Genomic DNA, 19562 nt, shown 5'->3' with positions numbered 1-19562 from the left:
ATATTGAGCCTTTTATTGTCCAAGAGAGAAAAATCCGGAAAACACGGGAATATAGTGAGATCACGGTGACCCTGCCCCAGACGGGAACGGTTACCGATCACTGGCAGGTCGGATTTCTGCAATCTCAATCCATTAAATGATAATTGCTGGTACAACTATCTCAATAGATTTTCAAAATGAGATGAGTATTTCTTTCCTCATTTGATACGCGGAATAAGGAAAAATAACTACTGATACTCTCATTATTATAAATAGGGTATATAGTTTATACTGACATAATTTAGAAAATATATATATTATTGAAATAAAATTTTTAAAATTTAGGTTTGTTATTATTACAATTTGAAATGCTCTTTATTTTTAATATCCATTGACAATAAAAAATTGTGTTATATTTTAACTTAAAATAATATAAGGATTTTTAAAATGGCAAATATAATTTACTTAACAGTAAATGGTAAAAAACAAGGTTTGATATCTTCTGGATGCTCATCAAAAGACTCTATAGGAAATATCTATCAAATTGGACGAGAAGATCAAATATATGTGTATGAACTAAACCATTCACTATCTAGAGATCAGAATGTAAACCATCTTCCTATAACTATAAAAAAAACAATAGATAAATCAACTCCATTATTAGGCGTCGCAATATCAAATAATGAAGAATTGGACTGTACTCTTGATATATACAGAACAGATGAAAATGGCGGATTATCTCATTATTTCACAATAAAAATAGCAGGTGCAACAATAAGTAATATTGATATTATTTGTCCTAATTCATTAACACATAATGATTCTCAACCTCAAGAAATAATTTCATTGAAATATAAAAGTATTACATGGCAACATCGATTAGCGGGAACTAGTGGATATAGCTTCTGGGAAGATAGGATTTACTAAAATGTATGGTTTATACGGTCGCTCTGGTAGAGAATCTTACTTTAGAACACAAGCATTGCATAAAAAAACAAGAATGCGGCAATTGGCACTCTCTACATCAATATTCATTAACAGTAATGTATCAAGAAAAAAATATATTGACGAGTTAAATTATTTATCTGATTTATATGAACGTCATATATTTAGTTCAGACAATTCTGAAGAAAGAAAATCCATTCTTCAAATGATGGGAAAGGAAATAAAGTACTTAGAATATCAAGAGCATTTGTGCAGATATAAACTTTATCAACAATATGCCCTCATTGAGACAAATAATCGGGGAATGGATAATATTGATTATGTGTTAAAAGGAGTTGGCATAGTCGTAGGTTTATCACAAATAGTTGCAGGAATAGGTCTGATAGCAGGAGCAACTATTACTGTATTTGGAATACCTGTTGGTTATGTGGCAGGAGCAGGATTAGTAGTTCATGGTTTTGGTGCCATTCAAGAGAATACTATGGCTCTAATTAAAGATGATCCAAACTACAAAGGATTGGTCAGATTAGGATATGAAAATACCTTTGAATATTTGGGCTCTAGTAAAACAACAGGAAGCCTAGTTTATGCAGGAGTAGATTTATCACTGTCTGCTCATGCATTATTATCGCGTACCTTAAAACCTGATGCATGGCGATTATTTCATCACATTAATGAAGATTATGTATATGGTTACAAACTTATGAGTGGATACGCACTAGGCTTCGAAATAACGGCCGATGGTCTTACGATAAAATCGGCCTATGATATATACAATAATCCAAACTACAACAAGTAATGATTTAATCTATCCTTTATACTTTTTTATAAACATAAAGGATTTATATGTTAGTCTTACAGATGAAAAATATAACACCATTGGCATTGAAATAAAAAATGTAAGCGCAGTATTAATATAATCATCGATATCATGAGCGAGTAATAGCATGCAAATAAAAAAAGAAAGAGCAATAAAAAAAACAAAAACAACACCATGAAATTTTCTTTTCAAAATACATATTTCTTGCATGATTTCATAACCGGAGCGTTCTGAGGCAGCTTTTATCAAGCTAATATCCTTTGAAGTAAAACCATGTTCAATCATTAATGACTCTATGTTTTTTTCCATTTTCACTCACCTTTAATAATTTTGTCATATATGCAAAACGCTGACATGGAAATTGAATATTCTGTCAGGTTGACTATGAAAATTATAATCCCGCTCACTTATTTTTCTGTGCCTACATGCTACACGTATTATAACCATACGTGAAGAAAGCGTTATCTTCTGATTTAAAAAAAATCAGATGCAGATCGGCAGCGGGCAAAGTAACGACATCAAACTGATGCCGGGGCAAATTTTTAACATTGCCAGTCATCCCCATGACCGCTCAATACCCGCTGGCAGATTGTCAGCATCAGTCATCATGGTCGCTGTCCGCAAGCGCTGGGAGACAATAGCGGCGACGGCACGACATTGAGTCATGATTTCAGTTTTATCGATGGTTTGTTGTTCTTCATTTTTGATAGCGACGGGTTTACCCGGTTGCTGAACGGCCATCCAGATTGCCCGAGCATCCATGACATCGTTCTTGTTACTTATACGAAAAGCTTTAACAAATTTGGCCTGGAGCAAATGAACCTCATACCCTAACTTTTTCAGCTCCCGTGCCCAATAGTGGGCACCACCACACGCTCCCATACCAATCAGACAAGGATCCCGGTTGCTGAAAAAAGTTAAAAAATCCCGTCGTCGTAGCTGTTTATCCATGATTTCACCGGTATATTTATCAACGAAATGAATTTGCATCAGATACTTTGCGGTATCGACGCCAACAGGAGTATATTTCACGAGTGGATCCTCCAGTTATCAGAGAGCAACAGGCTTCTCATTTAGGCACTATAAGACCGGAAATCTGAGAGGATCCATACCTTACCTCTCAATTTCAGCATAGTACCGAGAGTTACATGGTTGGGATGCGTTCATTACATTCCTCGTTTTTGCAACCCTGATTTTGACGCACGTGGGCCTGCCTAAATCTATCTGACGTCTATATAAGGAAAGTACCCGCGCCACAATGAGTTCCGCACCCGGTAATCCTGAAAAAACTCACGGCTTCTCTAATTCATTTTAAAGTCTAGGTTTTTATCGGGCCGACTAGCCGTTCATATCATCAATAATCAGTCTTCGCAACACCAGAGCGTTAATCGTTATTTTCTCTATTTGTTCAACAACGCAGGGGTATACCTGAATTCCCTTACTGATTGAATACTCCTCCCGTGGAAACGGCAAATTCCCGGCTGTGGCTATATTGTTTCCCATCCCCTAACCATGATGCCAGTACACTAGCTGTGATGGGGCTGATAGACGGATGGGCGTGCAGGCGTTGGAACCGCTGTACCAGATAAGAGGGCACATCATTTTCAGCGATAACCTCAGACAGCTGTCTTATCACAGCAATGCCTTTTGGCATGCTGAGACCAAATTCCAGTAAGAAAGCCTGCATCTGGTTGGTGGTTTTCACTTTATTTCTGACCAGGGATTCTCGGACACGATGTCATGCCCGCATGGTCTGCGGGCTTTCCGTACGTGGCTGAACAAAACGCATAGCAGGTCGTGAAGCCGCTTCGCAAATCGCTTCAGCATCAATGAAATCGTTTTTGTTGCTCTTGACGAAAGGACGGACAAACTGAGGTTAAATCAGTTGAGTTTTATGGCCTAATGCCGCGATTTTACGCGCCATGAAATGCGCACTGGCACAGGCTTCCATCACAACAGTGGCATTGGGTGTCACTGCCAGAAACTCAGGGAGTTTAGTGCAAGGAATGTTTACCCAAGTCAATACTGATAAGTGTTGTGCTGTTTATGATGATGCCCTCTTCTAAAAGAAAAACACACTGTCAATTGACTCAACAGAGTGGGGGAGACCATCTCATTAAACTCAGCACGTGCCGCACATTTGTTATTTGCAACGCAATATACCAGATCCTATCCCTGTAGCACCTCGCCGAGGTCGTCTGGCTATCGATGTAGAGTATCAGGGAACAAAGCTTGGGGCATTACGTCTCCAGGGCACTTGGATGTGTGTCGCCAGCACAGCGGAACACTTGCCTTGCCGTCTACCCCAGCCGTTTTTTCAATACGCTATGAGCAATCATTCCGCCGAGTAATCCCCAAAATGCGGAACTGATACCCAATAAATTAGCTCCAGAGGCCGTGATCAGGAAACAGATAATCGCCGCATCTCTGGCCGATTCATCCTTAATCGCTTGGTTCAGGCTATTAGTAAAAGTGCCAAGCAGTGCCAATCCAGCCAAAATCTTTATCAATGAGGTTGGAAAAGCGCTGAACAAAGAGAAAATGGCGCCACCAAAAATTCCTGCCAACAAATAGAAAAAACCAGCAGTGACGGCAGCCATGTACCGTTTCTTCGGATCTGGGTGAACATCACTTCCCATGCAAATAGCAGCCGAAATTGCCGCAATACAGATACTGAATCCCCCCAAAGGAGCCAGAATCATGGCCACCAAGGATGTCCAGATGAGTAATGTTGATGTGCGGGGAGGGTATCCTGCCGCTTGCGGTATGGCAATCCCCGGTGCATTTTGCGAAGCCATCGTGACGATAAAAAACGGAATTCCAACACCAATGAGTGTGGTTACGCTAAATTGCGGCGTCACGAATTCCGGTTTGGAAAACATCTCATTTTCACTGACCCAATTTAAGTCACCGTTGAAAATACAGATAATCAATCCAGCTGCAAATGTCGAGATGATTGCATATAACGGAAAAAAACGACGGGCAATGAGGTAAACAAATAGCATGGCACCACATAGCCAAAAGTTGACTTGTAGCATTGCGAACGCATCTAAACCGAAACGAAGTAATATCCCGGCCAGCATCGCCGCGGCAATGGTGTGCGGAATAGCGTTCATCAATCTGGCAAAGAATCCGGTAATACCGCATATCAACATTAATGCTGAAGAGAAAATAAAAATACCGACAGCTTCATTAACAGACATATTCGAGACATTCGTTGCCAGTAATGCAATGCCCGGTGTTGACCAGGCGGTTAAAATGGGGGTGCGATAATAGCGTGACAACGCAATCGTTGTGATCCCCATTCCCAGACCAAGCATACTCAGCCAGGCACCGATTTGTGATGATTCAACGCCGATCGCCGTCGCTGCTTGGAGAATGACCGCAACTGAACTAGCATAAGCAACTAAAACGGCAACAAATCCTGTAATAAATGTTGCGGGTGAAAAACCCCGCACAAATGACAGATTAGACATAGGGCATCACCTATCGGACGTTATAACGGACGATTAATGAGAATATCATCGTCCGTTATAACGTTCAACCACGCATTCATTTTTTGAGAAGACACCAATGAGTGATATCACACCGAAAATTGCTGAAAAATTTAAATCATTAAGAGCTTCTCGAGGATTAAGCCTCAGTCAAGCGGCTAAACTGACCGGCGTCAGTAAGGCCATGCTTGGGCAAATTGAACGGGCGCAATCAAGCCCAACAATATCGACGCTATGGAAAATTGCAACGGGCTTTAATATTGCTTTCTCAACCTTTTTAGAAGGCGCTACTCCGCAACCGCAGCCAATATTGCACCAATTTAATGCATTACCCGTCTTTGAACAAAATAATTCAGGCATGCGTGTCACCCCGCTCATCCCTTTTGATGATGAACTCTTTATTGATTTGTTTAAAATAGAATTGATACCGGGGGCTTCAAGTGAATCTTCCCCGCATGAATCCGGGGTGATAGAGCATATTATCGTACTGAGTGGCGTGTTAGATCTTCGTCTTAATGACACCTGGCATAAAATCTCAAGCGGGGAATCCCTGCGTTTCCATGCGGATTGTCATCATGCTTATGCGAATTCAGGTGATGATATTGTCGTTATCCATAATCTCATTCACTATCCCCATCATTAAAAAATCACGCTCTGTTGTATTAATAAAATACATTAATACTCCTCCTTGTTTATTAGCATTAGCCTCCTAACCAGGAGGCCATTTTTTGCCACATCATGACAACAGTTCATCTTTCAATCAGATACTGAAAGAAGAACCACAACCACAGGTGGTTTTTGCATTCGGGTTGGTCACAATAAAACGCGAGCCTTCCAATCCTTCCGTGTAATCTACGCAACCGCCTACCAGATATTGCAGACTCATTGGATCAATCACCAGCTCAACCCCTTGTTTTTGGATCGTCAAATCACCTTCGTTAATTTGGTCATCAAAAGTGAAACCATACTGGAAGCCGCTACAACCGCCACCGGTAATATAGACCCGCAGACGTAAGTTCGGGTTATCTTCATCAGCAACCAGTATTTTGACTTTATTGGCTGCGGCATCAGTAAACTGCAAAGGCAGTGCAGCATCATCGCTCATATTTTTACTCCAGTCCGGTTTTCCGGTCATAATTCTCGGAAAGTCTTCTTTGTGCTTTCTGATCAGTTAGCCGCGATTATCTAATACCTGACTAATTCGTTCAAGTTTTGCCACACGAATGTGACAACACACCATTCCCCCCTTTCTCCATTTGAGAATTTGGCTTCCCTATCAGGGTACTTTAGAATGGCATTCTCGTCTCTATGCCCAATGGATTTCAAGCCACTGCTTGGAAAATGGGGGTATATACCGTTATCTTTCAGGAGCTTTTATCAATGAGTCAGTCCGAAACGCTTTATTCTCAGGCAAAACAGGTGATCCCCGGTGGTGTCAATTCACCTGTACGTGCTTTTAATGGTGTTGGTGGTACACCGATTTTTATTCAACGTGCCGACGGTGCCTACCTTTATGATGTTGATGACAATGTTTATATCGATTATGTCGGCTCATGGGGACCAATGATACTTGGGCATAATCACTCGGCGATCCGCAATGCCGTTATTGAAGCTGCTGAACGTGGTTTGAGCTTTGGTGCACCCACCGCGGCCGAAGTCGAGATGGCAAAACGGGTTACCGAGCTGATGCCTTCCATGGATAGTGTTCGGATGGTGAATTCAGGTACAGAAGCCACAATGAGCGCCATTCGTCTGGCTCGCGGTTATACTCAACGTGACAAAATTATTAAATTCGAAGGTTGCTACCACGGCCATGCTGATTGTTTGCTGGTAAAAGCCGGTTCGGGTGCCCTGACGATGGGTCAGCCAAACTCGCCTGGCGTGCCTGCCGATTTTGCAAAACACACACTGACCTGCATCTACAATGATCTGAATTCCGTCCGTGAGGCTTTCGAAAAATACCCGGCGGAGATCGCCTGTATTATTGTCGAACCTGTCGCGGGTAACATGAACTGCATTCTGCCACAGCCGGAATTTCTGCCGGGTTTGCGTAAGTTATGTGATGAATTTGGCGCTTTGCTCATTATTGATGAGGTAATGACGGGATTTCGAGTCGCACTAGGTGGGGCACAAGCGTATTACAATGTTAAACCCGATCTCACCTCTCTCGGTAAAATCATTGGTGGCGGTATGCCTGTCGGTGCTTTTGGTGGCCGTCTTGACATTATGGAAAAACTGGCACCAACCGGCCCGGTTTATCAGGCAGGAACGCTTTCTGGTAATCCCATTGCTATGGCTGCCGGGCTGGCTTGTTTGAAAGAAGTTGCCCAAGCAGGTGTTCATACGCGTTTAAATGAACTGACGCATAATCTGGCAACGGGGTTAAAAAATGCCGCGGCAAAAGCAGGCATTCCGTTGGTGGTTAACTACGTTGGTGGCATGTTCGGTATTTTCTTTACCGATGCAGAACGTGTTACCTGCTATCAGGATGTCATGCAATGTGATGTAGAACGCTTCAAGCAATTCTTCCACTTAATGCTGGATGAAGGTATTTACCTAGCACCTTCTGCATTTGAAGCAGGATTTATGTCCATTGCTCACTCAGATGAAGATATTCAACGCACGGTTGATGCAGCAGCACGCTGTTTTGCAAAACTGAAATAAAAGTTGGACTTTCTCAGGCGCGACAATCCTGTGGTGTCTGAGAAATTTTTTCCCAACGCGGGTATCACCCGAATGGTGACCGCTTATTTGCCTTATTGATTTTCAGGCAATAAAAAACCCCGCGTTTGCGAGGTTTCATTATCGGATGATACGCCTAGTTAAACAGGCAACATAACCGATTTACAAAAAATGCATCTTGCTCCGTATGGATTACTTTTTGATACATCAAAGAGATATCTCCGATACTGCGAGCCTTTACAGCATGGACATCTGAAATAGATGTCGCCTTAGAGCACTACCACATTTGCAGCAGCTGGACCTTTCATACCTTTTTCGATGGTAAATGAAACTTCCTGGCCTTCGTCTAAGCTTTTGAAATCATTACTTTGGATTGCAGAATAGTGAACGAACACATCTTTGCTGCCATCTTTTGGAGAGATAAAACCGAAGCCTTTATCGTTATTAAACCATTTTACTAAACCAGTCATTGTATTGGACATAGGAGTTCCTTTAAATTTTTTACGTTGCCATAAGGCGGGATGAGGTTTGTTTTTAATGTACTTACTTATGGGAACTAATTAGAAGGAATTCGCAATGAAGGTATATCATGGATAACGCTAAATGGTGAACTGCTTTAAACTTGCTTGTCATAAATAGGTCTGCACTTCCAAACCGATGACGCTATTAACTCATATCTCTGCTGATATAGCAAACTTTATTTGCTATTTTTCTTTGTTATTTTCCCCCCTTGTTATTGATTCCTTTTTAATCAGTGGGTTGACCCGGCGGCTGAAAATCCTCAACAATCGTATATTGTTTCTGACCCTAAGCTCGTTCACGATCTTAGCCGTTATCTTTTTAAGTGTTTGGGGAGTGAGTACGTTGCAGGATTTAAACGCCCTATCCATGATTTTGGATAGGGCATCCTATTTTATCGCTAATGATAGCTGCGATTGTTACTGCGGCGATGACTGGCCAAACATCTCACGCAACCAATCGGGCGCTTCTTCTTTACCTTCCTCGATGGGCTGTGATACCGATTGCTGACACAAGCTTTGTGGAGCATCAGTCCAAACTGGCAATACCCTGATACCCCCGCCGTCACAGTTAAAACTACCATCCTCATTGACTGACATGTCGACAATGCCTTCCGGTGGAGAATTATTCAGTGCCAATGGCGTCCCATTTTCCAGATAACGTTGATAGATTTTCAACGCTCCTGTCGCCCCGGTTAACTTAGTTGGGCCGTTGTCATCACGTCCAGTCCAAACAACCACGACTTCCTTACCATCAATGCCAGTAAACCAACTGTCGCGCAGATCATTGGTCGTTCCTGTTTTACCGGCCAGATGATATTGGCCATATTTTCCGGCCAGCGCCCGCCCGGTGCCTCTCTCCACAACCTGCTGCATACCGTACAATGTCAGGTAAGCAGCCTGTGGTGGGACTGTGCGTTCCGCCTGTGGGTAGCTCTGGTAAACAACCGTACCATCTTCGGCAAGAATAGAGCGCAATGCGGAAAGTTTTGCCCGATTACCACCGCTGCCAATCGTCTGAAACTCTTGTGCCATCTCCATTGGGGTCAGGTTCATCGCACCTAACAACATGGACGGCACTTGCTGAATTTCTTTCGCGGGAATACCAAGCGCAACCAAGGTATTGGCAATGTGATCTAACCCAACATCCAACCCCAGATTGACCGTCGGTACATTCATCGAACGCGCTAACGCATCAATCAGCATGACACGCCCACTGAAAGTACGACTAAAGTTCCTCGGCTCCCAGGGCTTACCCCCTGCCTGAGGAATGGAGATAGGTTCATCTGCCAGCCAGGTATTAAAACGGTATTTATCCGGCTGACTCAGTGCCGTCAGATAAGTGGCTGGCTTAGCAAGAGAACCAATCAAACGCCGGGCATTCAATGCCCGGTTAAATCCAGCGTATTGGGGTTGCGCCCCGCCCACCATCGCACGAATTTCACCACTAATACGGTCAACGATGACTATCGCACCTTCCAGATCAGGGACATGACGCGATACCCGTAATGCGGCAACCCCCTCTTCCACGGCTTTTTCCGCGGCATCCTGCGAAACCGGATCTAACGTGGTGAAAATTTTCACACCTGACAGATCATTAACCTTATCGCCCAATTTTTCCTGCAATTCCTGACGTACCAACTGCATAAAGGCCGGTTGCGGTGTGATCGATTCGCTTTTCGGTTTGACGCCCAGTGGGCGGGCACTCAGCAGATCATACAGTTCCTGATCGATGATTTTGCGATTCTGAAGGATTTTCAAAACGACATTACGTCTCTCCAGTGCGATTTTAGGATTGCGCCATGGGTTATACAAAGAAGCCCCTTTGACCATTCCCACCAGTAATGCCTGCTGATCCAGACTCAATTCATCAATTGGACGGCCAAAATAGTACAAACTTGCCAGCGGGAAACCCCGGATCTGCTCGTCACCACTTTGCCCCAAATACACTTCATTCAAATACAGTTCAAGAATGCGATCCTTGCTATAACGGGCGTCCATTAGCACGGCCATCAGTGCTTCATTCGCTTTCCGGCTCAAGGTACGTTCATTGGAAAGAAACAAGTTTTTCACTAACTGCTGCGTCAGGGTACTTCCTCCCTGCACCGTGCGACCGGCTGTCAAATTAGCCAATACAGCGCGGAAAATAGAAAGCGGCCTGATCCCATCATGTTCATAGAAATAGCGGTCTTCCGTTTCCAGCAACGTCTGAATCAACAAATCGGGAAAACCATCACGCGGGACAAATAAACGCTGTTCACCATTCGGTGATTGCATCATCGTGATTAATTTCGGATCAAGACGGAAAAAACCAAACTGACGCTGGTTTTCCATGTTTTCAATGTCGGTAAGATGATTATTATCAAACGTCAATCGCGCCTGAATTTGCCCTTCTTTACCGTCAGGGAAATCAAACGGGCGTCGTAACATTTGAATACGATTCCCCTTGACCACAAATTCACCTGGTCGCATGATTTTCGTTACTTTTCGATACTGCATACCTTCCAGCAAACGGATCATTTCGTCTTTGCTGTAATTCATTCCCGGCTCAAGGCTGACCACCCGACCATACACCGCCGCGGGTAAATCCCAGACTTTACCGTCGATACGCTGGCGAATTTTATTATCCAGATAGAAACCATATATGACCGTCAGCACGGCCAATACAATCACGATTTTCAGTAGCAACCACAAAAACCGGCGACGACCTTTCTTAGACTGCCGGGCCTCAGACTTGTGGGTGTTCTTCCTTTTGTCAGTCATGACTTCATCCTCATCGTCGTCAAAATCATCATTTTCATCATCATAGTGATCCCGCCGATCGCGTTTTTTAGACGCCCATCCACGACGAAGTCCTGATTTTTTACCCTTGCGTCCGATTGGCTGACGATCATCATCAGACATACCGAATTCTCCAATTCTTTGTTAAATACCGATTTGTTCAATACAGGTAACTCACTTCACAAAGACAGATATTTCTTCACGCGCCTCGTCGGTGCGGTATTAGCCGGATCATCCGGCCATAAATGTTTGGGGTAACGCCCTTTCATCTCTTTTTGTACCTCACGATAAGCTCCCCGCCAAAACGCGGTGAGATCTTGCGTGATCTGTAATGGTCGATGGGCAGGGGATAACAACTCAATCGCAACCGGAATCCGCCCTTTTGCTAATGTCGGATTTTGCTGCTCTCCGTACATTTCCTGCATCTTGACAGACAGCACCGGGAGCTTATCGTTAAAATACTGAATAGCAATCTTGCTACCCGTTGGCACAGTGTAATTAGTCGGCAATTCATTATCCAGTATCTGCCGCTGCTGCCAGTTCAGCAAACCCATTAAACAGGATGACAATTCAATCTGGCGTAACCCTTTCAAATCATCAACACCTTCCAAGGCTGGCGTCAACCACTGTTCAAGGGAATCCAACAACGCTTCGTCATCCACTACAGGCCATTCCTCTTCCGGTAGCCATTCTGTTGCCCTTTGCAAACGAATACGCAACTGCAACGCGTCTTGTGACCAATTTAATGTCGATAAACCTTCCTGCCTGACCCAATTCAGTAAAGCTTCCTGTAATTCCGCTGCCGACGGTTTTGCCAAAGGCTGTGCTTTGACAATCAGCCGACCACATTGCCAACGCCGCCATGCCCGTAATGAACCCTTATGATTATCCCACTCTACACTTGTATGCTCAGTAAACAACCGTGGATGTTGTTTTTTGATTTGTTCAATCTCTAGCGGGCAAGCAAGCAAAACACGAGCATCAGGGGACGTATTCCCTGGCGCTAATGAGAGAAAATGGAGTGAAGGAATAACCAGCCAAGCCTCTCCCGAAAGCGCCTCTTCACGCTCCAGCGCCACGCCCAAACCATTCGCTAACTGAAAACGCCCAAGATTATCACGCTGTTTAGCAATCCTATCGGAAAACCCCTGTACTAATAGTTCAGGCACAAGATCTAACCTGATATTTTCAGATAGGTTTTCAAGGTGTCGTCTATTACGTTGATTTACCCGTCTGCCGGCAAGACGCCTGACAAGCTGATGCGTTCGTTGTTGCCAATGACGCGGATTCGTCATCATCCAATGGAGAAGATCCGGCTGTCCACGACGCGGGGGTTCTTCCAGAATGGCGACCAGCTTCGCTGCTGTTATCAGCGCGGCATCATCGCGGTCTTTATCTTCATGATCTTTACCCGCAGGCGATGCTTTACCTGAACACAATTCCTTACCTGAACACAGTATCGCCGCCAACCGCGGTTCACTGCCCAATTCTGCCATTTGCCAGCCACGGGAAGTCAATTGCCGATGATCATCCAATGCTCCCAGTCGCAATAGCAGGGATTCTGCGACCGTTAATGCTGACGTTGGGGGATTATCCAACCAATTCAGTTGGCGGCTGTCACGACATCCCCACTGTAATAACGAGAGCAACAAACTACTGAGATCTGAATGCAAAATCTCCGGTTCACTGTGTTCGCTCGCCCTTTCTGCCTGCTCCTGACTGAATAAATGCCAACACACACCCGCCTCCAGGCGGCCGGCACGTCCGGCTCGCTGAACCATTGATGCCTGGCTGATACGCTGCGTCATCAAGCGGGTCAGGCCACTCTTCGGTTCAAACCGACTGATACGCGCCAGTCCACTGTCTACGACCAGACGAATACCGTCAATCGTCAAACTGGTTTCTGCAATATTCGTCGCCAACACGACCTTACGCAGACCCGCTGGTGCTGGCGCAATTGCCTGGCGTTGCTCAGATAACGACAAAGCGCCGTACAACGGGCACAACAGCGTATCGTCATTAACTTTGCCTTCCAATTGCGACAACACCCGCTGAATTTCACCGACGCCGGGTAAAAACAGCAATAACGATCCCGGTTCCTGCTGCAATAATCTCAACACCGCCGAGGCCACGGATTGTTCAAAAGGCTGATGTGGTGGAAGAGGATGGTATGACCTCGTTACCGGATAGCTGCGCCCTTCTGACACAATCACAGGGGCATCGGGTAATAATGAAGAGAGACGCTGATTATCCAATGTCGCAGACATCACCAAAATCCGCAGGTCATCACGTAACCCGGCCTGTACATCCAATAACAGAGCCAGAGCAAGATCGGCCTGTAAGCTGCGTTCATGGAATTCATCAAGGATCACGAGATCAATGCCATTTAATTCCGGATCGTGTTGAAGTATTCGCGTCAAAACTCCTTCCGTCACGACTTCAAGGCGGGTAGAAGCGCTGACTTTGCTCTCCGATCGCATCCGGTAGCCAACCGTCATACCAACAGGTTCATTGAGTTGTTCAGCCAATCGTTCAGCCACACTGCGAGCCGCAATGCGCCGCGGCTCCAACATGATAATGCGCCCCGTGAATTGTGCCTGATGTAAAATTGACAACGGCAACCCCGTTGATTTTCCCGCCCCCGTTGGCGCATGTAATAACACGTGTTTCGACGTTTGCAAGGCAGCGATCACGGATTCTACGACGTCATAAATTGGTAATGACACAGGATCACCCTAATGGATTAACTTTCAATGAATGCCATTGTAGCATTAGCATCTTTGATTTCATTTCATCGAATTTCAGGTCATTGAATCTGTCAATGGCAGAATATTTTCGTTTTCTGAACGTGTTCGATCACGGCTCATAAAGGAACGTTTATGGAATTTTCACCCCCTCTGAAACCCGCTACCTTAATCCGCCGCTATAAGCGCTTTTTAGCGGATGTCCTCACACCAGCAGGAGAAACGCTCACGATACACTGCGCCAATACCGGTGCCATGACAGGATGTGCCACACCGGGTGATACCGTGTGGTATTCCACATCAGATAATCCCAAACGCAAGTACCCGAACAGTTGGGAGCTGACACAGACCCAAGATGGCCACTGGATTTGTGTTAATACACTCAGAGCCAATGAATTAACCTATCAAGCGATCACACAAAACAGCATTTCGGAATTATCTGGATATGAGCAGGTGAGTCGTGAAATTCGCTATGGAAAAGAGAAAAGCCGCATAGACTTATTGTTACAGTCAAAACAACAAGTTAATTGCTATATTGAGGTCAAGTCAGTGACATTGTTGCAGGAACAATATGGGTATTTTCCCGATGCCGTCACAATTAGGGGGCAAAAACATTTACGTGAGCTATCATTGATAGCACAACAAGGGCAACGTGCTGTCTTGTTATTTGCTGTTTTACATTCTGGCATCAATCAGGTTGCGGCAGCAAAACATATTGACCGTGATTATGCTTTTCTGTTGGAACAAGCAGTTCAATCCGGGGTCGAAGTCATTTGTTATAAGGCCAGCATGACAGAAAACAGGATGGTGCTATGTGACAAATTACCTTTTGTATCAATAGGATAATTTGTGAACAGATCCTGATAACGAGACAAGTTTTGCGAGATATTTAGGCAGTAAACATGCCTGCCTTCACACCATTGCAAAACTAATGGCAGGAACAATTGCCAACCTCGCAGTCATCTGCTATTTATAGCGGCCTATTTTTTTCCCCCTACTGTTGGGGGGTTCGTTTGATAGTGCGTGTGTAAGGAGAAGCATTATGCAAGAAGGGCAAAAACGTAAAACCTCGTCCTTGAGCATTCTCGCCATCGCTGGGGTTGAGCCTTACCAGGAAAAGCCAGGCGAAGAATACATGAACGATGCCCAGTTAGAGCATTTCAAGCTGATTCTGGAAGCATGGCGCAATCAACTCAGGGATGAAGTAGACCGTACTGTATCTCATATGCAAGATGAGGCAGCAAACTTCCCTGATCCAGTTGACCGTGCGGCACAAGAAGAAGAATTCAGTCTTGAATTACGCAATCGGGACCGTGAGCGTAAGTTGATCAAAAAGATCGAAAAAACACTGAAAAAAGTTGAAGAAGAGGACTTCGGCTATTGTGAATCCTGTGGGATTGAAATCGGTATCCGCCGTTTAGAAGCCCGCCCAACAGCCGATTTATGTATTGACTGTAAAACGTTGGCCGAAATTCGTGAAAAACAAATGGCTGGCTAACGAATAGGGTTAAGTACGGCGCTATATGACGCCGTACTCCCTATATATTGAATCTGCTATGACGCAATCTGACCATGCCCCGTTATATGTCGGGCGTTTCGCGCCATCCCCTTCTGGCGATCTCCATTTTGGTTCTTTGGTGACAGCACTGGGCAGTTATCTGCAAGCGCGTGCCTGTGATGGAAAATGGCTGATGCGGATTGATGACATTGATCCCCCGCGGGAAATTCCCGGCGCCGCTGACCGAATATTGACCGCCCTTGAACATTACGGGCTTTATTGGGATGGCGAAGTACTCTATCAATCTCAGCGCCATGACGCTTACCGTGCCATTCTCAATCAATTAAAACAGCAAGGGGATAGCTATTGTTGCACCTGTACCCGCCAATATATTCAACAAATTGGAGGATTCTATCATGGCCATTGTCGGCATTTACATCGGCCTGATCACCAAGCCGCTGTTCGTCTAAAACAACACCATCCGGTTTATCATTTTTACGATAAATTGCAGGGAAATATTACCGTCCCTACTGAAATGGCTGAAGAAGACTTCATTATTTATCGCAAAGATGGTTTATTCGCCTATAATCTTGTCGTTGTTATTGATGATAACTATCAAGGTGTCACCGAAATTGTCAGAGGCGCTGATTTAATTGAACCGACGGTTCGACAGCTATCGCTGTATCAGCATTTGAATTTTGCAACACCAGATTATGTTCATTTACCTCTCGTACTCAATCACGAGGGAAATAAACTGTCTAAGCAAAATCATGCCCAACCGATCCCATTGGATGATCCAAGGCCATTGATTATTGATGCGTTATCATTTTTGAATCAACCGGCTATTGCGGGCTGGCAGGATCTCACCACCGATCAACTGTTACAGCAGGCTATTGTTGGTTGGACGATATCCGCGGTTCCGCCAAAAGTACAACCGATAGGCTGAGTTAAATAAAGTCTTTCTATTGGTACTGTAAGCATTCTCAAAAAATGTTCAGTAAGTTATGATTGGCGGCTATTTTCTGTTTTAATTGATTAGTGACTATCGAGGTGTACCATTTTTAACCGAGTAGCAACTTTCTGCCGTAATTTGCTAACCCGCGATAACAAGACAAAACGCGACACTCAGGCAGTCAGTGAAAGGCCAGTCACCGTATCTGACCATTCTGCTCAAATAAAGAGCAGTTCTCTGCGCAAACACCGCAGAGGGAGTTATTCATCTTCATCACATGCCGCAAACGACAATATGAAGAAAAAGCCCGCAAAGGAAAAGCCTTCGGACGCCCCTATCACGGTGATCCCGCGAGCGCAACACCCTATTTCACGTAAGGACATTAGCGATAATGCGCTGAAGGTGCTGTATCGCCTGAATAAATCAGGCTTTGAAGCTTATCTCGTTGGTGGCGGGGTTCGGGATCTATTGCTGCACAAAAAACCCAAAGATTTTGATATAGCAACGAATGCCACACCTGAACAAGTCCGTAAATTGTTCCGTAACTGCCGTCTCATCGGGCGCCGTTTTCGCCTCGCCCATATTATGTTTGGCCCTGATGTGATTGAAGTTGCCACCTTCCGTGGGCCACATGATCACATTGAAACCAACGACCGGAATCAGTCGCATAAAGCCCAAAGCGGGATGTTGCTGCGCGATAATATTTTCGGTTCAGTGGCAGAAGATGCAGTTCGTCGCGATTTCACAATCAATAGCCTCTATTACGGCATTGAAGATTTTTCGCTGCGGGATTACGTTGGTGGCCTAGCCGATCTGAACGCGGGCATCATTCGCCTGATAGGGGAACCTGAAACCCGTTATCGGGAAGATCCTGTCCGTATGTTACGGGCTGTCCGCTTCGCCAGTAAACTGGACATGACCATCGAACCTAACACGGCGGAACCAATTCCGCGTCTTGCCTTCCTGCTAAAAGATATTCCACCGGCACGCTTGTTTGAAGAATCCCTGAAACTGCTACAGTCAGGTCAGGGCTATCAGACCTATAAACTGCTGCGCGAATATCATCTGTTCCAGCCATTATTTCCGATTATTCAACGTGGTTTCACCCAGGGTGGTGATGCTCCCATGGAAAAATTGCTGATACAGGTACTGAAAAATACGGATCTTCGTTTGCAAAATGACAAGAAGGTGAATCCCGCTTTCTTATTTGCAGCTATGCTATGGTATCCGCTGCTTGAACACGCCGAAAAACTGGCTCAGGAAGGTGGATTACCGTATAACCAGGCCTTTTCGTTAGCAACCGATGATATCCTTAACGAACAGTGTCGTTCCATTGCGATCCCAAAACGCCATACCACCACCATGCGTGATATCTGGTCGCTTCAACTTCGTCTGCCACATCGTCAGGGAAAACAGGCCAATAAATTGATGGAACATCCAAAGTTCCGAGCTGCGTATGATTTACTGGAATTACGTGCTGATGTTGAGCTACGCCATGAACTGAAAGACTTGGTGCAATGGTGGGGGGAGTTCCAACAATCAACACCGCCACAACAACGTGGAATGATATCAAAACTGGGCAACAAACCCATTCGCCGCAGAATACGCTCCCGTCGTAGACCCGTTAATCACAATAGGAATAACGATTAATATGACTTTGGTCTATCTTGCCATTGGCAGTAATCTGGCCACGCCTTTGCAGCAAGTCAATAATGCACTTGCTGCACTGAAAAAGATCCCTGACACCACTTTGGTGACTCGATCCGCTTTTTATCGAACCAAACCCATGGGATCGCAGGATCAACCGGATTATCTTAACCTTGCTGTTGCATTGGAGACGCAATTGTCACCAGACATATTGCTTGATCACACTCAGGCGATCGAACTGGCGCAGGGGCGTGTTCGCAACGGTGAGCGTTGGGGGCCAAGAACTCTCGATTTGGATATTATGCTATTTGGTGATCAGATCATCAATTCCGCACGGTTGACCGTTCCCCATTACGGGTTAAAACAGCGTGAATTTATGCTTTATCCACTTGCTGAAATTGCGCCGGATCTGATATTTCCTGATGGGGAAACATTAGCCGAACGGTTAAAACATGTTCCAGAAAATGGCTTGACGTTTTGGGTGTAGTTTCTTTGACGCTCATCCACAATCTCAGACAATCGTGGTCTATTTCTGGATAATCAGGGCCTGTTCTGTTGAATATACTGGAAACATTCAATGGGATAGGCTTATACCCAATTAAATTTCAAATTGCAGCCAACCAAACAGTGACTTGAAAAATAAAAGGGATAACGATTCAGGAGATAATAATGAAACCAACAACCCTGTCTGACCTCCGTCAGTTAAAAAAAGAAAAACGCAAATTCGCAACACTCACCGCCTACGACGCCAGTTTCGCTCACCTTTTCGCCGAAGAAGGCATCAATGTCATGCTGATTGGCGATTCATTGGGTATGACGGTACAGGGATTTGATTCAACCTTACCGGTCACAATGGAAGATATCATTTACCACACTCGTTGCGTTCGCGCCGGCGCCCCGGATTCTTTCTTAATCGCAGATATGCCGTTCATGAGTTATGCCACACCAGAGCAGGCTTGTGAGAACGCAGCCAAACTGATGCGTGCCGGTGCCAATATGGTCAAAATTGAGGGTGGAGACTGGCTGTATGATACCGTGAAAAGGTTGACTGAGCGCTCTGTTCCTGTTTGCATCCATTTGGGCTTAATGCCGCAATCCGTCAATCTCCTTGGTGGCTATAAAGTGCAGGGTCGCGATGAATCATCAGCAAATCAATTGATGGCCGATACTCTCGCCCTAAAAGATGCGGGTATGCAAATGCTGTTGTTAGAGTGTGTGCCTGCCGAACTGGCATGCCAGATTACAGAAGAACTGACCACGATCCCCGTCATTGGCATTGGTGCCGGCAATGGGACTGACGCCCAGATTCTGGTTATGCACGATGCGTTGGGTATCACCGCAAAACCACCCAAATTTGCCAAAAACTTCCTCAAAGAAACGGGCAATGTCAGGGATGCTATCCGCCTTTATATCGAACAGGTAGAAAGTGGTATCTATCCCGACCAGGCTCATTCATTTAAGTCATCATTCTCCAGCATGACGGCTATTTAAAGGAGTACAGC

Annotated in this window: 17 protein-coding genes and 2 pseudogenes; 10 read left to right on the top strand and 9 right to left on the bottom strand. The window is 44.9% G+C overall.

Going from position 1 to position 19562, the window contains the following annotated elements:
- Window positions 1-426 precede the first annotated feature (426 nt).
- The gene (locus tag XPG1_RS02800) at window positions 427-906 is read left to right on the top strand and encodes an Hcp family type VI secretion system effector (protein ID WP_045957733.1); all 480 of its coding nucleotides are present in this window, start codon (window positions 427-429) and stop codon (window positions 904-906) included.
- Window positions 872-1723, top strand: coding sequence for a DUF4225 domain-containing protein (locus XPG1_RS02795; RefSeq protein WP_231853039.1), 852 nt, complete (start codon window positions 872-874; stop codon window positions 1721-1723). The genes XPG1_RS02800 and XPG1_RS02795 overlap by 35 nt, the downstream gene beginning before the upstream one ends.
- A 9-nt stretch (window positions 1724-1732) precedes the next feature.
- On the opposite strand, the gene XPG1_RS02790 is transcribed toward XPG1_RS02795, so the two are convergent.
- The 4 genes and pseudogenes from XPG1_RS02790 to XPG1_RS02770 all read right to left on the bottom strand — a co-directional run bounded on the left by XPG1_RS02790 (window position 1733) and on the right by XPG1_RS02770 (window position 5220).
- A complete protein-coding gene (locus XPG1_RS02790) occupies window positions 1733-2053 on the bottom strand; it encodes a hypothetical protein (protein ID WP_045957732.1) in 321 nt (106 codons plus the stop codon).
- Window positions 2054-2425: 372 nt separating this feature from the next.
- Window positions 2426-2776, bottom strand: a pseudogene (locus XPG1_RS02785) (IS110 family transposase); the annotation flags it as partial.
- Between the two features lie 409 nt (window positions 2777-3185).
- Window positions 3186-3792: pseudogene (locus tag XPG1_RS16935) on the bottom strand (IS110 family transposase); the annotation flags it as partial.
- 252 nt (window positions 3793-4044) lie between these two features.
- Entirely contained in the window at window positions 4045-5220 is a 1176-nt protein-coding gene (locus XPG1_RS02770) for a benzoate/H(+) symporter BenE family transporter (protein ID WP_045957731.1), read from the bottom strand.
- A gap of 97 nt (window positions 5221-5317) precedes the next feature.
- Between XPG1_RS02770 and XPG1_RS02765 the strand changes: the two genes are divergently transcribed.
- The gene (locus XPG1_RS02765; RefSeq protein WP_045957730.1) at window positions 5318-5881 is read left to right on the top strand and encodes a helix-turn-helix domain-containing protein; all 564 of its coding nucleotides are present in this window, start codon (window positions 5318-5320) and stop codon (window positions 5879-5881) included.
- A gap of 117 nt (window positions 5882-5998) precedes the next feature.
- Here the strand turns inward: XPG1_RS02765 and erpA are convergent, their stop codons facing one another.
- Window positions 5999-6343, bottom strand: coding sequence for an iron-sulfur cluster insertion protein ErpA (gene erpA / locus XPG1_RS02760; RefSeq protein ID WP_045957729.1), 345 nt, complete (start codon window positions 6341-6343; stop codon window positions 5999-6001).
- A 275-nt stretch (window positions 6344-6618) separates the two neighbouring features.
- On the opposite strand from erpA, the gene hemL reads away from it, so the two are divergent.
- The gene (hemL, locus tag XPG1_RS02755; RefSeq protein ID WP_045957728.1) at window positions 6619-7902 is read left to right on the top strand and encodes a glutamate-1-semialdehyde 2,1-aminomutase; all 1284 of its coding nucleotides are present in this window, start codon (window positions 6619-6621) and stop codon (window positions 7900-7902) included.
- A gap of 158 nt (window positions 7903-8060) precedes the next feature.
- Here hemL and ymcF read toward each other — a convergent pair whose 3' ends face one another.
- The 4 genes from ymcF to hrpB form a co-directional block, all read right to left on the bottom strand.
- On the bottom strand, window positions 8061-8183 hold the full coding sequence (gene ymcF / locus XPG1_RS18830; protein ID WP_231853075.1) for a cold shock small protein YmcF: 123 nt from the start codon (window positions 8181-8183) through the stop codon (window positions 8061-8063).
- Between the two features lie 6 nt (window positions 8184-8189).
- Window positions 8190-8402, bottom strand: coding sequence for a transcription antiterminator/RNA stability regulator CspE (cspE, locus tag XPG1_RS02750; protein WP_045957727.1), 213 nt, complete (start codon window positions 8400-8402; stop codon window positions 8190-8192).
- A gap of 456 nt (window positions 8403-8858) precedes the next feature.
- Window positions 8859-11342, bottom strand: coding sequence for a bifunctional glycosyl transferase/transpeptidase (gene mrcB, locus XPG1_RS02745; RefSeq protein WP_045957726.1), 2484 nt, complete (start codon window positions 11340-11342; stop codon window positions 8859-8861).
- 56 nt (window positions 11343-11398) lie between these two features.
- Window positions 11399-13945, bottom strand: coding sequence for an ATP-dependent helicase HrpB (hrpB, locus tag XPG1_RS02740; protein WP_045957725.1), 2547 nt, complete (start codon window positions 13943-13945; stop codon window positions 11399-11401).
- A 153-nt stretch (window positions 13946-14098) separates the two neighbouring features.
- On the opposite strand from hrpB, the gene sfsA reads away from it, so the two are divergent.
- From sfsA to panB, 6 genes are all read left to right on the top strand, one after another.
- Window positions 14099-14809 (top strand): DNA/RNA nuclease SfsA, encoded by a 711-nt coding sequence (sfsA, locus tag XPG1_RS02735; RefSeq protein WP_045957724.1) that lies wholly within the window; start codon window positions 14099-14101, stop codon window positions 14807-14809.
- A 196-nt stretch (window positions 14810-15005) separates the two neighbouring features.
- Window positions 15006-15461: an RNA polymerase-binding protein DksA gene (gene dksA / locus XPG1_RS02730; protein ID WP_045957723.1), complete on the top strand. Its 456-nt coding sequence runs from the start codon at window positions 15006-15008 to the stop codon at window positions 15459-15461.
- Between the two features lie 25 nt (window positions 15462-15486).
- A complete protein-coding gene (gene gluQRS / locus XPG1_RS02725) occupies window positions 15487-16407 on the top strand; it encodes a tRNA glutamyl-Q(34) synthetase GluQRS (RefSeq protein ID WP_084717254.1) in 921 nt (306 codons plus the stop codon).
- Window positions 16408-16707: 300 nt separating this feature from the next.
- Complete coding sequence (pcnB, locus tag XPG1_RS02720) at window positions 16708-18063, top strand: polynucleotide adenylyltransferase PcnB (protein ID WP_231853038.1); 1356 nt, start codon at window positions 16708-16710, stop codon at window positions 18061-18063.
- A 1-nt stretch (window position 18064) separates the two neighbouring features.
- Window positions 18065-18547, top strand: a complete 483-nt coding sequence (gene folK / locus XPG1_RS02715; RefSeq protein ID WP_045957720.1) for a 2-amino-4-hydroxy-6-hydroxymethyldihydropteridine diphosphokinase — start codon at window positions 18065-18067, stop codon at window positions 18545-18547.
- Between the two features lie 182 nt (window positions 18548-18729).
- Window positions 18730-19551, top strand: a complete 822-nt coding sequence (panB, locus tag XPG1_RS02710; protein WP_045957719.1) for a 3-methyl-2-oxobutanoate hydroxymethyltransferase — start codon at window positions 18730-18732, stop codon at window positions 19549-19551.
- Window positions 19552-19562 lie beyond the last annotated feature (11 nt).

It is taken from the genome of Xenorhabdus poinarii G6 (assembly GCF_000968175.1).
Taxonomy (GTDB): domain Bacteria; phylum Pseudomonadota; class Gammaproteobacteria; order Enterobacterales; family Enterobacteriaceae; genus Xenorhabdus; species Xenorhabdus poinarii.
Note: the sequence above shows the minus strand (reverse complement) of the source record. Positions and strands in the feature narration are given on the sequence as shown.

What these genes read in the sequence shown, in the direction of transcription:
- XPG1_RS02800 (WP_045957733.1), top strand. Translation starts at nt 427, where the DNA reads ATGGCAAATATAATTTACTTAACAGTAAATGGTAAAAAACAAGGTTTG.
- XPG1_RS02790 (WP_045957732.1), bottom strand. Translation starts at nt 2,053, where the DNA reads ATGGAAAAAAACATAGAGTCATTAATGATTGAACATGGTTTTACTTCA.
- XPG1_RS02770 (WP_045957731.1), bottom strand. Translation starts at nt 5,220, where the DNA reads ATGTCTAATCTGTCATTTGTGCGGGGTTTTTCACCCGCAACATTTATT.
- XPG1_RS02765 (WP_045957730.1), top strand. Translation starts at nt 5,318, where the DNA reads ATGAGTGATATCACACCGAAAATTGCTGAAAAATTTAAATCATTAAGA.
- erpA (WP_045957729.1), bottom strand. Translation starts at nt 6,343, where the DNA reads ATGAGCGATGATGCTGCACTGCCTTTGCAGTTTACTGATGCCGCAGCC.
- hemL (WP_045957728.1), top strand. Translation starts at nt 6,619, where the DNA reads ATGAGTCAGTCCGAAACGCTTTATTCTCAGGCAAAACAGGTGATCCCC.
- cspE (WP_045957727.1), bottom strand. Translation starts at nt 8,402, where the DNA reads ATGTCCAATACAATGACTGGTTTAGTAAAATGGTTTAATAACGATAAA.
- mrcB (WP_045957726.1), bottom strand. Translation starts at nt 11,342, where the DNA reads ATGTCTGATGATGATCGTCAGCCAATCGGACGCAAGGGTAAAAAATCA.
- sfsA (WP_045957724.1), top strand. Translation starts at nt 14,099, where the DNA reads ATGGAATTTTCACCCCCTCTGAAACCCGCTACCTTAATCCGCCGCTAT.
- dksA (WP_045957723.1), top strand. Translation starts at nt 15,006, where the DNA reads ATGCAAGAAGGGCAAAAACGTAAAACCTCGTCCTTGAGCATTCTCGCC.
- gluQRS (WP_084717254.1), top strand. Translation starts at nt 15,487, where the DNA reads ATGACGCCGTACTCCCTATATATTGAATCTGCTATGACGCAATCTGAC.
- pcnB (WP_231853038.1), top strand. Translation starts at nt 16,708, where the DNA reads ATGAAGAAAAAGCCCGCAAAGGAAAAGCCTTCGGACGCCCCTATCACG.
- folK (WP_045957720.1), top strand. Translation starts at nt 18,065, where the DNA reads ATGACTTTGGTCTATCTTGCCATTGGCAGTAATCTGGCCACGCCTTTG.
- panB (WP_045957719.1), top strand. Translation starts at nt 18,730, where the DNA reads ATGAAACCAACAACCCTGTCTGACCTCCGTCAGTTAAAAAAAGAAAAA.